This window comes from Pseudomonas svalbardensis (assembly GCF_030053115.1).
Taxonomy (GTDB): Bacteria; Pseudomonadota; Gammaproteobacteria; order Pseudomonadales; family Pseudomonadaceae; genus Aquipseudomonas; species Aquipseudomonas svalbardensis.
Window position 1 is genome coordinate 2,477,790 of sequence record NZ_CP125619.1, and the last position, 12,431, is coordinate 2,490,220.

Below are 12,431 nucleotides of genomic sequence, written 5' to 3' on the forward strand. Positions count from 1 at the left end.
GTCGTCAAACCTGAGCACGCGGTCTGCCTGAAACACCCTATCGTCTGATTTCACGACTGCTTCGCAGCCGAACGCAGGCTTCGCCAGCTGCTACAAAGTGAGCGTTGTGACAGAAATTGGTTTCAGAGATGTGGATAGCCCGGTGCGACGTGAGTCGCACCGGGTGTTTTGCCAGACGGCGAACGGATATTCGTGGGTCCCCGCGCCGTCTGTTGAACGCTTTACGCCCGTTCGATCGCCAGTGCCACGCCCTGACCACCACCGATGCACAGGGTGGCGAGGCCTTTCTTGGCGTCACGCTTGATCATCTCATGCAGCAGAGTCACCAGTACTCGGCAACCCGACGCACCGATCGGGTGGCCCAGGGCGATGGCGCCGCCGTTGACGTTGACCTTGTTCAGGTCCCATTCCAGGTCCTTGGCCACCGCCAAAGATTGCGCAGCGAAGGCTTCGTTGGCTTCGATCAGGTCCAACTGGTCGATGGACCAGCCGGCCTTGTCCAGGCAACGACGAGTCGCGCTGACCGGGCCGATGCCCATGATCGCCGGGTCTACGCCCGCATTGGCGTAAGCCGCGATTTTCGCCAGCACGGGCAGGCCGAGGGCCTTGGCTTTTTCCGCGCTCATCAGGATTACGGCGGCGGCACCGTCGTTCAGGGACGAGGCGTTACCGGCGGTCACCGAACCGTCCTTTTTGAAGGCGGCTTTCAGTTTGCCCAGGGAGTCGGCGGTGGTCCCGGCCCGTGGTTGTTCGTCAACCTGGAAGGCGACCGGATCGCCCTTGCGCTGAGGAATCAGGATCGGCGTGATCTCGTCGGCAAAACGCCCGGCTTCGATGGCGGCCGTGGCTTTCTGCTGCGAGGCCGCGGCGAAGGCATCTTGCTGTTCGCGGGTCAGGTTGTACTTGTCAGCCAGGTTCTCGGCGGTGATGCCCATGTGGTAATCGTTGAACGCATCCCACAGGCCGTCGCTGATCATGGTGTCGACAATCTGGGCATGACCCATGCGCAGACCGGTGCGCGCACCGGGCATGACGTAATTGGACAGGCTCATGTTTTCCTGGCCGCCGGCAATGATCACGTCGGCATCGCCGCAGCGAATTGCCTGAGTGGCCAGATGCAGCGCTTTGAGGCCCGAGCCGCAGACCTTGTTCAGGGTCATCGCAGGCACGGTGAAGGGCAGGCCGGCCTTGATCGCGGACTGGCGCGCAGGGTTTTGCCCGGCGCCGGCGGTCAACACCTGGCCCATGATCACTTCATCGACTTCAGCTACGTCCAGACCGGTTTGCGCCAGCAACTGGCGGATCACCGCAGCGCCGAGGTCAACGGCGGAAACATTCGCCAAGGCACCCTGGAAACTGCCGATGGCGGTGCGGGTGGCGGCGACAATGACGACTTCTTGCATGGAATGATTCCTCACTGGGCAGCGAACTGCATTTCCGGAACGTGATCCGGCACGATCAGTTTACCGGCGGTCTTGGCGACAATCTCCTCGACGCTGACGCCCGGTGCGCGTTCCTTGAGAATGAACGCGCCGTTTTCGATTTCCAGGTAAGCCAGGTCGGTCAGCACACGCTTGATGCAGCCGGCACCGGTCAGCGGCAGGCTGCATTTGGACAACAGCTTGGACTCACCGTCCTTGGACGCGTGGGTCATGATAACGATGATGTTGTCTGCACCGGCCACCAGGTCCATGGCGCCGCCCATGCCCTTGACCAGTTTGCCGGGAATCATCCACGAGGCGATATTGCCTTGGACGTCTACTTCAAAGGCGCCCAGCACGGTCAGGTCGACATGACCACCGCGGATCATCGCGAAGGACTCGGCCGAGGAAAAGATCGACGCGCCGATACGTGCGGTCACGGTTTGTTTGCCGGCGTTGATCATGTCGGCATCGATGGTTTCTTCAGTAGGAAAGGGGCCCATGCCCAGCAGGCCGTTTTCCGACTGCAGCATGACTTCCATGCCTTCTGGGATGTAGTTGGCGACCAGGGTCGGAATGCCGATGCCCAGGTTCACGTAGAAGCCGTCCTGCATTTCGCGGGCGACGCGTTGAGCCATTTGTTCGCGGGAAAGTGCCATTGTTGTTATTCCTTCATTCGGTCCGGGGGCAGGAGATCACTTACGCACGGTGCGCTGTTCGATGCGCTTCTCGAACGTGCCGCAAATGACCCGGTCGACGTAGATGCCAGGGGTGTGGATCTGCGACGGGTCCAGCTCGCCGGGTTCGACGATTTCTTCGACTTCGACCACGGTGATCTTGCCGGCAGTGGCGGCCAGCGGATTGAAGTTCTGGGCGGTGTGGCGATAGATGACGTTGCCGAAATGGTCGGCTTTCCAGCCTTTGACGATGGCGAAGTCACCGGTGATGGATTCTTCCATCAGGTACTGGCGGCCATGGAATTCGCGGACTTCCTTGCCTTCGGCCACTGGGGTGCCAACGCCGGTGGCGGTGAAGAAAGCGGGGATGCCGGCGCCGCCTGCGCGCATTTTTTCGGCGAGGGTGCCCTGGGGGGTCAGGACGACTTCGATTTCGCCTTTCAGCAGCTGGTCTTCGAACAGTTTGTTCTCACCGACGTAGGAGGCCACCACCTTGCGGATCTGCCGGTCTTCCAGCAGCACGCCGAGGCCGAAACCGTCGACGCCGCAGTTGTTGGAGACGACGGTGAGGTCCCGGGTGCCTTTGCGCTTGATCTCGGCGATGAGGTTTTCCGGGATCCCGCACAGACCGAAGCCGCCGGCGATCACGGTCATGCCGTCTTCAAGACCTGCAAGGGCTTCCTCGTAGGAACTCACGCGCTTGTCGAAACCTGCCATATGCACCTCTTTTATTCTTTGTGGGCGGCTGGCTAGCCGTATGGGGATGGAGTGTCTCGCCGCAGTATTCATTTGTTAAGTTGATTTTTAAGGTTGATTGATAGATAAAACTCACCAATTAATCCTGTGGGAGCGAGCCTGCTCGCGAATGGAGCGCCTGCGCTCATTACTGGAGCAATTCGAACATGACAGTCAAGCAGATCAGGGCATTTTTGGCCGTGGCCCAGAGTTTGAGTTTTGCCGTGGCCTGCGAGCGGTTGCACCTGTCGCAATCGGCCTTGAGCCTGACCATCAAGGCGCTGGAGGAGGGGCTGGGCGGGCGGCTGTTCACCCGCAACACGCGCAACGTGGCGCTGACCGCAGAGGGAGAATCGCTGGTGCCACTGGCACGTCGCCTTATCGCTGACTGGGACAATGCCGAGGATGAGTTGCGCCAACGCTTTACCCTCCAGCGCGGGCGCGTGACGCTGGCGGCGATGCCCTCATTTGCCGGTAACCTGCTGCCGCCGATCCTGAAAACCTTCCGCGCGCGCTATCCCAAGGTCAATGTCACGGTGAATGACGTGATCAACGAGCAGGTGCTGGAGATGGTGCGTGACCGGCAGGTTGAGCTGGGGGTGGCGTTTGAACCGACTCAGAGTTCGTCGCTGGCATTCACGCCGTTGTACATGGACCGTTTCGTTGCGGTGGTGCCAAAAGATTCTCCTTTTGCCGAACGGGAAGACATCGATTGGCAGACCCTGCTCAAGGAACCGTTCATCACCTTGCAGCGTCCGTCGACGGTTCGGGTGATGCTCGAAGAACACTTGCAGGCGCGTGGGATGAAATTGCCGGTGGAGTTTGAAAGCCATCAGTTGGCGACAGTTGGACGGATGGTGGCCAGCGGGTTGGGAGTGAGCGCGGTGCCGGCGTTGTGTGTCGGGCAGATGCTGGAACTGGGCGCGCGGTGCATTACCTTGCGCGACCCGGTGGTGGAGCGGGCGATCGGGGTGTTGACCAAGCCAGGGATTGAGCTGTCGGCAGCGGCTCAGGCGTTGTTCGATATCCTGAAAGCCGAAAACCTGGGCCAACGAGTTTCTCTGCCCTGATCACGGTCACCTGTGGGAGCGAGCCTGCTCGCGAAGAGGCCGGCACATCCGACATCAGTGTTGACTGATACTCCGCTATCGCGAGCAGGCTCGCTCCCACAGGGTTTTAGGTTGATCAGGACGAGCGGTGCTGGGCCAGTAAGGGCAAAAGCTGCTCGCATGAAGCCTCTATTTTCAAATCAAGGAGGTCATCCGCCCGAGTCTTCCCCAAATTAATTGCAATCAACGGTTTCCCCTGATCCGCCACCGCCCGGCACAATCGAAACGCCGAATACGCCATCAACGAAGACCCGACCACGAGCAACCCCGCAGCCTTTTCGACCGCCGCCATTGCTTTGGTCGCCGTGACCTGCGCCACATTCTCGCCAAAAAACACCACGTCCGGCTTCATCCGTTCACCTGCGCAGTGCGGGCAATGCGGTACCTGAAACCGCGCCTCAAACGCCGCATCCAGCAGCGTGTCGCCATCCGGGGCTTGCACCGCATCCACGCCGGCCAGATACGGATTCTGCGCTTCCATCAGTTGCTGGATCGAATCCCGTTCGCTGCGCGTCCCGCAGTCCAGGCACAACACCCGGTGCAGGCTGCCGTGAAGTTCGATGACGTCATGGCTGCCGGCCTGGTCGTGCAGGGTGTCGACGTTTTGAGTGATCAGCCCGCTGATCTGCTGCGAACTTTGCAAACTGGCCAAGGCCTCGTGGGCCACGTTCGGCTGGGCCTGGCGCACACGCGGCCAACCGAGCATCGCTCGCGCCCAATAGCGCCGCCGGGATTCGGGGGCGGAGAGGAATTCCTGATACATCATCGGTTGCCGCCCACGCCGCACTCCCTGGTTGTCGCGGTAGTCCGGAATGCCCGACGGAGTGCTGATGCCGGCGCCGGTCAGGACCACAAACGGCTGCTCGGCCATTAACTGCTGAAGGTGGTCGAGTTGTTCGCGGATGAGGCTGTCGAGCATGTTCAACACTCCGGTGGACCATGAGTATTTGCAGGGTAGCATTTGCCAATCACCCTGTAGGAGCACGGCTTGCCGGCGATGGCGATCTTAAGGACGCCATCGCCGGCAAGCCGTGCTCCTACATGTGCGATGGTTACTTACGCGCCTCCAGAATCAGGTTGAACGGCGTTTCCGTGGCCCGTCGGAACGTCTTGAACCCCGCCTCGGTGAAGACCTTGCGCAGCCGCGCCTCGCCAGCCTGGGCGCCGAGGCCGAGGCCGACCTCCTGGGACAGCGAGTTCGGGGTGCAGATGAAGGTCGAGGCGGCGTAGAACAAGCGGCCAACCGGGGTGACGTTGTCGTCGAGCGAGTCGTTGGCGAACGGTTCTACCAGCAGCACCGTGCCGTCCGGTTTTAGCGCGTCATAAGCGTGCCGCGCCGCGCCGACTGGATCGCCCATGTCGTGCAGGCAGTCGAAGTAGCAGACCAGGTCATAGTCGTCACCGGGGAAGCTTTTTGCCGTGCCCTGGAAGAACCGCGCACGCCCGGACACGCCACCGGCTTCAGCGCGCTGGGTGGCGACGGTGACGGAGGGCGCGTGGTAGTCGAAACCGACGAACCGCGAATCCGGAAACGACTGGGCCATGATCACGGTGGATGCGCCGTGGCCGCAGCCGATATCCGCCACTTTGGCGCCAGCCTCCAGTTTGGCGACCACGCCTTCGAGCGCCGGTAGCCATTCGGCGACCAAGTGCGCTTTATAACCTGGTCGGAAGAACCGCTCCGTGCCGCTGAACATGCACGGATGGTGATCGCCCCAGGCGAGGGCACCGTCGCCGCGCATGGCGTTGACCAGTTTGTCCTTGTCATGGAAAAACGATGCAACCACCCCGACGCCACCCGCGATATAGACCGGGGAGTCTTCGATTGCCAATGCCAGGGCCTGCTCTTCGGGCAGCCGGAACTGGCCGTCGCGGTGTTCCATGTAACCGGAAGCGGCGTGGGCGCTGAGCCATTCGCGCAGCAGGCGGGTGTTGCAGCCGGTTTTGTCAGCGAGGGCTTCCGGGGTGACTGGCTGACTGTCGGCCATGGCCCGGTACAGTCCGAGCTCTTCGCCGAGGATGACGTTGGCGAGCATCGCCGCGCCGCCCATGTCGTTCACCAGTTTGCCCATGAAATCATTGAGTCTGGCCTCGTCCATCACGTGTGCTCCTTCAGCAGGATCACAGTCCAGGGGCCTTGTTTTTCGAGGCGTTCACCTCTGGACGGTGGTCGTGGGAATGAACAGGACGATAAGCACGCCCTGCGTGCACTAAGTTTAGTCCGGGGGCCGTGCACCGCTGCCTTGAGCGACGAAAGTTACCTTGCCTACCCCTCTGTAGGAGCGAGCGGTGCGGCGATCCGACTTGCCCGCGAAGGCGGCGTGTCAGTCGACGAGGATGTTGCCTGACACGCCGCCTTCGCGGGCAAGCCTCGCTCCTACAAGGGATTTGTGGCGTCTATTTCACTGTATCTAACAGGCTTCCCGATACAGTTTCCCCCAATACCGTGGCACTGCCGAACACAGGCGAGATACAAACCTGCGATGAACTGCGTAGGCCATTTGGCACCCTATACACCGTGAAGGGGACAACAATGACCACGCTCCTGGCTGAAACCGACCTGAAATCTACCCCCGTCAATCGCCTGCGCGTCGACCATTACCTGTACCACAGTGTGTACAGACCCGCCGGCGATACAACCGCCGCGATTTTCTGCCGGAGCGGAACACAGACCCGATACACCCTTTCGGTTAACTGTGATTCCGCTCTGACAATCATTGAGATCGACATCATGCAAACTCCCACCCTCTCAGCGAAGGCGACCGTCGGGCTCGGTTTGCGTCGCGGTTTAATGAAGGACCTTCAAGCAGCCCGTGTGGGCGATTTCGATTTTCTGGAAGTTGCACCGGAAAACTGGATCGGCATCGGTGGCGCTCATGGCCATGCGTTACGTGCCTTGGCCGAGCGTTATCCGTTGTCCTGTCATGGCTTGTCACTGTCATTGGGCGGCCCGGCACCGTTGGACGTCGAGTTTCTGCAGGAGGTCCGGGTTTTCCTCGATCAATACAATGTGCCGCTGTACAGCGAACACTTGAGCTACTGCAGCGATGACGGTCACCTTTACGACTTGCTGCCGTTGCCCTTTACCGAAGAAGCAGTGCATCACGTCGCCGCGCGAATTCGCCAGGCTCAGGACATTCTTGGTCGGCGTCTGGCGGTGGAAAACGTCTCCTACTACGCCGCGCCACAACAGGATATGGACGAGCTGACCTTCATCAACGCGGTGCTGCGCGAAGCCGATTGCGACCTGCTGCTGGACGTCAACAACGTCTACGTCAACTCAATCAATCACGGTTTCGATCCGCAGACCTTTCTGGCCGGCATCGATTCTGGCCGGGTGGTGGCCATGCACGTCGCTGGGCATTTCGATGAGTCCGACACCTTGAAAATCGACACCCACGGCGCTTCGGTCAAACCGGTGGTCTGGTCGTTGCTGGCTGAGGCTTACGCTCGCTTCGGAGCGCAGCCGACGCTGCTGGAACGGGATTTCAACTTTCCGGCATTTTCCGAACTGCTGGCCGAGTTGCAGACCATTCGACGCCTGCAAACCGAGGGGGTGAACCGTGGATAAGCCGAGTCTATTTCAGCAGCAAAACACCCTGGGCCTTTACCTGCGCGATCCCGATCATTGCGCGCCACCGGCCGGGATGGACGTGACACGGGCGCAAGTTTACCGCGACCTGATTTTCGCGAACCTGTCGTCGTTGCTCAGTGGGACTTTTCCGGTGCTGATCAAGATTCTCGGTGATGAACACTGGCGTTCACTGGTACGGGTTTTCCTGCGCGACTACCGCGCGCACACGCCGAAATTCGGCGAGATCGCCCAGGAGTTTGTCGAGTTCCTGGCCTCGGAACCGCAAGCGTTGGCCGAAGGGGCGTGGCCGCCGTTCATGGTGGAACTGGCGCATTACGAGTGGATCGAGATGGCGTTGCAGCAGTCCGAGGCCGAACCGTTGCCGCTGAGCGATGCCGGATTGTTGCTGGACCGACCGTTGCAGGTTTCGCCGCTGGCCTGGTCGTTGGCGTATGCCTGGCCGGTGCAGTTGGTGGGGCCGGATTATCAACCGGAGACAGCGCCCACTCAGCCGACATTGTTGCTGGTGCGTCGGGCTGAGGACTGGAGTGTGAAGTTTTCTGCACTGAGCCCGTTGGCCTGGCGGCTGTTGCAGCGGATTGAGGAATTTCCACAACTGGACGGTCGTGAGCAACTGGAAGGATTGGCGGTGGAGGCGGGGATGGCTGGGTCGCCCGAGTTTATGGAAAGTGGGGCAGTGTTGTTGCGGCAGATGCAGGAAGAAGGCGTGGTGGGCTTAGCATGATCAATCGGGGGGAATCAAGCTTTGCCGGCAGTCGAGCACTAGCCGCGCCCCTCCAAGTTCACTGGTGCCCACCTCAAGCGCAAACCCATGCAAGCTCACAATCGCCGCAACGATCGACAGCCCTAGCCCGAACCCGCTTTTCTGGTTGCCGCCGTCGGCACGATAAAAGCGCTGGAACACTGCCTCCCGCTCTGCCTCCGGAATCCCGGACCCCGAGTCGAGCACTTCAATCCGCGTATGTCCCCCTTCATTGATCCCCCGCAAAATCACCTCGCCACCCGGCGGCGTGAACTTGATCGAGTTGCTCAGCAGGTTCGCCACCGCCTCAAACAACAACGCTCGATCACCGTTCAGCGAAGGCAACGACTCAGGCAGTTGCAGCTTGAAAACCAGTTCGTCTTCTTCCGCCAACGGCAGATAAAACTCGTGCAGTTCCTGCAACAACGGCACCGGATCCAGCTGCACAAATCCGGAACGCCGCTGACGATCTTCCAGCTCGGAAATCCGCAACAACCCTCGAAAGCGCGCCATTAAGGTGTCCGCTTCACCGAGCACTGAGTCCAGTTGCACCGCCAGCGTCGAACCCTCATCAGCCTGTTGCTGAATCCGGTACAGCTGCGCCCGCAGGCGCGTCAGCGGCGTGCGCAGGTCGTGGGCGATGTTGTCGCAGACGCCCTTGACCTCGTTCATCAAGCGTTCAATACGTTCGAGCATGGCGTTGACGATGGCGGCGAGCATGTCCAGCTCATCGCGGCGATTGGACAGTGGCAGGCGGCGGGTCAGGTCGCCGGCGACGATGGCTTCGGCGCTGGCCTGGATAGCACGAATCCGCCGCAACGGACGCCGCCGCAACAGGTGCCAACCAGCGATACCGGGCAAGATGGTCAGCGTCACACCCCAGAACAATGCGTGAAGAATGATCCGGGTCACGGCAAACAATGAACCGTTATCCCGCACCAGCACGAGCCAGCGACCATCCTTCGTCTGGGTCGCTATCGCGTCGCAGCTGTCGGCGGGCAGGCTTGGGTCGTCAGAATCGGCGCAGTCGCCAAGCATGTGAATCTTGCCATCCAGCGGCAGGCCTTCGGGCATGTGGCGCAGCGCACCGCTGAGGTAGCGGTGCTGAGTATCGAACAGGCCATAAGCGTCGATGCCGCGAATGTCGAAGGTCATGCTGACGGCGAGGGCGTCTGCCAATTGTTCGCCTTGAAAGTGCGAAAACAGATGCTGACGTTGCATCAGCGAGTGTTTGGCCAGGTTGTCCAGGTAGGCGGAAACCTCGTAGTACATGACCCCCATGAGAATCCCGCTCCAGAGCACGAACAGCGAACTGTAGAGCGCCAGCAAACGGCTGCTGGATGAACGCCAGCCGTTAGAGGGGTTCAGCAATGACATAACCCGAGCCTCGCACGGTTCGAATCAGTGGGGCATTGCCTGGCGGGTCGATTTTCTTGCGCAGCCGGCCGATGTGCACGTCGATCAGGTTGGTGCCGGGGTCGAAGTGGTAACCCCAGACCTCTTCGAAAATCATCATCCGCGACAGAATCTGCCCGGTGTTGCGCATCAGGAATTCCAGCAGCTTGTACTCGGTGGGCAACAGCGTCAGCAACTGACCGTCGCGGCTGGCTTCATGGCTGATCAGGTTCAGCTCCAGATCCGCCAACCGCAATGTGGTGGCCTGGGCGGTCACGGTGTTCTGCCGGCGCAGCAGGACTTCGACCCGGGCGGCCATTTCATCGGTGGCGAACGGTTTGGTCAGGTAATCGTCACCGCCCGCGCGCAAGCCGCGCACACGCTCATCGACGTCGGAGAGGGCGCTGATCATCAGAATCGGCGTGGCCACGCCCATGGTCCGCAACGTGGTGACAATCGCCAGACCATCGAGCTCAGGCAGCATGCGGTCGAGGGTGATCAGGTCGTAGTTGCCGCTGACTGCGCGCGCCAGACCTTCGCGGCCGTTGTCGACCCAATCCACGTCGAGGCCGTGGCTGCTCAGTTCGGCGACGATTTCCCGGGCGGTCACGGCGTCGTCTTCGATGGTCAAGATGCGGGTCATAGGGCGGGCCTGATTAGGAGTACTCAACGTTGAGCGGCATTTTGCCAAGAAATGAGGGCAGGCTTTTTAAATAAAACTTCATGCGATCTTTTGATTTTTCCATTGAAAACGCCGCTCCTGGTCAATGCATAAAACCCGCCGCTACAGACAGTTCCTTGCAAATTGCATGGATATAGGAAGTTCAAACTTTCTAAATCATTGAAATCTTGAGATTTATTTAAAGTTGGCGACTGGCACGGTGACTGCAATTCCTCCTTTGAAGAGTTGTAACACCATCTTTCCTGCCTGGAGCGATATAACAATGAATAGATCCTCTGATGGTTTCTCTCCTGCCTTCGAAGAAACGAGCACGCTTTCTGGCGTGTCCTGGGGGGCGATATTCGCAGGGGCCGCAGCGGCGGCAGCGTTGTCGCTGATCCTCGTGTTGCTCGGCTTTGGCCTGGGTTTTTCGGCGGTGTCGCCGTGGGCCCATGAAGGGGTGAGCGCCAAGGGCCTGGGTATTTCAACGATTGTCTGGCTGGCAGCGACGCAAATCGTGGCTTCCGGGCTTGGCGGTTATATCGCCGGTCGTCTGCGGGTGAGATGGGCGTACATGCACGGTGATGAGGTTTACTTCCGTGACACCGCCCATGGTTTTCTCGCCTGGTGCGTGGCGACGCTGGTGACGGCGACGCTGGTGGTCGGCTCGGTCAGCAGCATTGTCAGCGGTGGCGTGCAGGCTGGGGCTAGTGTGTTCGGTGGCGCCGCGAGTGCCGCGACTCAAGCCGCTGGCGCGGCTGCCGGCAACACTGACAGTGACCAGTATGGTTACTTCGTCGACAGCCTGTTCCGCGATGATCGCCCGACTGCGGTCAGTGATGACGCCGTTCATGGCACCGTGACGCGCATCTTCGTGCGCAGTCTGAGCAATGACGGTCAACTGGCTGCCGAAGATCGCACCTATCTGGCGCAACTGGTGGCTCAACGGACCAACCTCACTCAAGCGGACGCTGAACGTCGCGTTGATGAAGTGTATGCCCGCACGCAAAAAGCCGTGGCCGACGCCAAACTCGCCGCCAAACAAGCGGCGGACACCGCCGCCAAAGTCGCTGCCTGGACTTCGCTGTGGATGTTCATCGCGCTGCTGATCGGTGCGTTTTTCGCCAGCCTTGCTGCAACTTTCGGTGGCCGTCGTCGGGATGCGGTCGAGTACCTCGAAACCGACGCTTATGTATCCACCACTTCAGTACCTGTTCGTTAACCCAGGAGAACTCTCATGCGCTCACTACTGCTGTTCTTTCTTGGCATACCCATCCCGATCATCATCCTGATCGCTCTGTTTACCTGATACCCCTGGGGCTCATCTGCCGCTTCTGCCTCTGGTGGAAGCGGCGTTTTTGTGTGAATGATATTTACAATGATGTTGACTGGTAGTCCGCCATATCGCGAGCAGGCACAACAAACCTGTCTACTCAATCGGTGTACTGACAAAATCCTCAAGCCCTTCGGCATATTCGGTAAACGCACTGATCTGTGGAAACCGATTCACATCCACCTGATCCGGCACCACCAGATTGGTGAAACTCCAGGCCACTGCCAACGTAATCCCGTCTTGAGCAATCGTCCCGTCAGTCTTCAGCGGCTGCATTTCCAGCTCCCGCTCCAGCGCCGAATAGGCGGCCGCCAATTGCCCTTCAACCCGCTCCACCCACGGTTCAAACTGAATCTCCGCTGGCCGCAGGTTGCGTTCGTAGTAGAGCTGCACGGACTTTTCGCACGCTGCCAGTGCCAGGCCGATCAGGCGCAATGAGCGCAGGCGTTGATCGAGATCGTCGGGCATCAGGCTGTTGCCAGGACCGGCCAAGGCTTCCAGGTAATCGATGATCAGCGTCGAGTCGATCAACACCTCACCGTCGTCGAGCACCAGGGTGGGCGCCTTGACCACCGGGTTGATCTGCTGGAATTGCTCGAAATGCCGAAACACCGAAACCGACTGGTGTTCCAGTGGGATGCCAAGGCGTTTGGCGGAGATGGCGACGCGCCGCACGTACGGCGAATCCAGCATGCCGATCAGCTTCATAGAACCGCTCCTTCAGATGTCCATTTTGGACTACCTTAGCTGAGGTTCAGCGAGC

12 protein-coding genes are annotated in these 12,431 nt (G+C 60.1%); 4 read left to right on the plus strand and 8 right to left on the minus strand.

Annotated elements, in window-relative coordinates; all coding sequences use genetic code 11:
• Positions 1-221 precede the first annotated feature (221 nt).
• From QFX16_RS11370 to QFX16_RS11380, 3 genes are read right to left on the minus strand one after another with little or no spacing between them, the layout of a single operon-like run.
• Positions 222-1,403, minus strand: a complete 1,182-nt coding sequence (locus QFX16_RS11370) for an acetyl-CoA C-acetyltransferase (protein ID WP_283183969.1) — start codon at positions 1,401-1,403, stop codon at positions 222-224.
• An 11-nt stretch (positions 1,404-1,414) separates the two neighbouring features.
• Positions 1,415-2,080 (minus strand): CoA transferase subunit B, encoded by a 666-nt coding sequence (locus tag QFX16_RS11375; protein ID WP_010455523.1) that lies wholly within the window; start codon positions 2,078-2,080, stop codon positions 1,415-1,417.
• 36 nt (positions 2,081-2,116) lie between these two features.
• Positions 2,117-2,815, minus strand: a complete 699-nt coding sequence (locus QFX16_RS11380) for a CoA transferase subunit A (protein ID WP_283183970.1) — start codon at positions 2,813-2,815, stop codon at positions 2,117-2,119.
• Between the two features lie 185 nt (positions 2,816-3,000).
• On the opposite strand from QFX16_RS11380, the gene QFX16_RS11385 reads away from it, so the two are divergent.
• A complete protein-coding gene (locus QFX16_RS11385) occupies positions 3,001-3,903 on the plus strand; it encodes a LysR family transcriptional regulator (protein WP_283183971.1) in 903 nt (300 codons plus the stop codon).
• Between the two features lie 115 nt (positions 3,904-4,018).
• Here the strand turns inward: QFX16_RS11385 and QFX16_RS11390 are convergent, their stop codons facing one another.
• Both QFX16_RS11390 and QFX16_RS11395 read right to left on the minus strand, forming a co-directional pair.
• The gene (locus tag QFX16_RS11390; protein ID WP_283183972.1) at positions 4,019-4,861 is read right to left on the minus strand and encodes an NAD-dependent protein deacetylase; all 843 of its coding nucleotides are present in this window, start codon (positions 4,859-4,861) and stop codon (positions 4,019-4,021) included.
• A gap of 133 nt (positions 4,862-4,994) precedes the next feature.
• Positions 4,995-6,041 (minus strand): class I SAM-dependent methyltransferase, encoded by a 1,047-nt coding sequence (locus tag QFX16_RS11395; RefSeq protein ID WP_283183973.1) that lies wholly within the window; start codon positions 6,039-6,041, stop codon positions 4,995-4,997.
• A gap of 632 nt (positions 6,042-6,673) precedes the next feature.
• Here QFX16_RS11395 and QFX16_RS11400 point away from each other — a divergent pair.
• Positions 6,674-7,513: an HvfB family MNIO-type RiPP peptide maturase gene (locus QFX16_RS11400; protein ID WP_283183974.1), complete on the plus strand. Its 840-nt coding sequence runs from the start codon at positions 6,674-6,676 to the stop codon at positions 7,511-7,513.
• Positions 7,506-8,261 (plus strand): HvfC family RiPP maturation protein, encoded by a 756-nt coding sequence (locus QFX16_RS11405; protein WP_283183975.1) that lies wholly within the window; start codon positions 7,506-7,508, stop codon positions 8,259-8,261. Before QFX16_RS11400 ends, QFX16_RS11405 begins: the two co-directional genes overlap by 8 nt.
• Here QFX16_RS11405 and QFX16_RS11410 read toward each other — a convergent pair whose 3' ends face one another.
• Positions 8,262-9,656, minus strand: coding sequence for a sensor histidine kinase (locus tag QFX16_RS11410; protein ID WP_283183976.1), 1,395 nt, complete (start codon positions 9,654-9,656; stop codon positions 8,262-8,264).
• A complete protein-coding gene (locus QFX16_RS11415) occupies positions 9,634-10,317 on the minus strand; it encodes a response regulator transcription factor (RefSeq protein ID WP_283183977.1) in 684 nt (227 codons plus the stop codon). The genes QFX16_RS11410 and QFX16_RS11415 overlap by 23 nt, the downstream gene beginning before the upstream one ends.
• 301 nt (positions 10,318-10,618) lie before the next feature.
• Between QFX16_RS11415 and QFX16_RS11420 the strand changes: the two genes are divergently transcribed.
• Positions 10,619-11,557, plus strand: coding sequence for a hypothetical protein (locus tag QFX16_RS11420; protein ID WP_283183978.1), 939 nt, complete (start codon positions 10,619-10,621; stop codon positions 11,555-11,557).
• A 207-nt stretch (positions 11,558-11,764) separates the two neighbouring features.
• On the opposite strand, the gene QFX16_RS11425 is transcribed toward QFX16_RS11420, so the two are convergent.
• Entirely contained in the window at positions 11,765-12,376 is a 612-nt protein-coding gene (locus tag QFX16_RS11425) for a glutathione S-transferase (RefSeq protein WP_283183979.1), read from the minus strand.
• Positions 12,377-12,431: the final 55 nt, after the last annotated feature.

Coding starts and splice junctions, on each gene's coding strand:
- QFX16_RS11370 (WP_283183969.1), bottom strand. CDS start 1,403: ATGCAAGAAGTCGTCATTGTCGCCGCCACCCGCACCGCCATCGGCAGT.
- QFX16_RS11375 (WP_010455523.1), bottom strand. CDS start 2,080: ATGGCACTTTCCCGCGAACAAATGGCTCAACGCGTCGCCCGCGAAATG.
- QFX16_RS11380 (WP_283183970.1), bottom strand. CDS start 2,815: ATGGCAGGTTTCGACAAGCGCGTGAGTTCCTACGAGGAAGCCCTTGCA.
- QFX16_RS11385 (WP_283183971.1), top strand. CDS start 3,001: ATGACAGTCAAGCAGATCAGGGCATTTTTGGCCGTGGCCCAGAGTTTG.
- QFX16_RS11390 (WP_283183972.1), bottom strand. CDS start 4,861: ATGCTCGACAGCCTCATCCGCGAACAACTCGACCACCTTCAGCAGTTA.
- QFX16_RS11395 (WP_283183973.1), bottom strand. CDS start 6,041: ATGGACGAGGCCAGACTCAATGATTTCATGGGCAAACTGGTGAACGAC.
- QFX16_RS11400 (WP_283183974.1), top strand. CDS start 6,674: ATGCAAACTCCCACCCTCTCAGCGAAGGCGACCGTCGGGCTCGGTTTG.
- QFX16_RS11410 (WP_283183976.1), bottom strand. CDS start 9,656: ATGTCATTGCTGAACCCCTCTAACGGCTGGCGTTCATCCAGCAGCCGT.
- QFX16_RS11415 (WP_283183977.1), bottom strand. CDS start 10,317: ATGACCCGCATCTTGACCATCGAAGACGACGCCGTGACCGCCCGGGAA.
- QFX16_RS11420 (WP_283183978.1), top strand. CDS start 10,619: ATGAATAGATCCTCTGATGGTTTCTCTCCTGCCTTCGAAGAAACGAGC.
- QFX16_RS11425 (WP_283183979.1), bottom strand. CDS start 12,376: ATGAAGCTGATCGGCATGCTGGATTCGCCGTACGTGCGGCGCGTCGCC.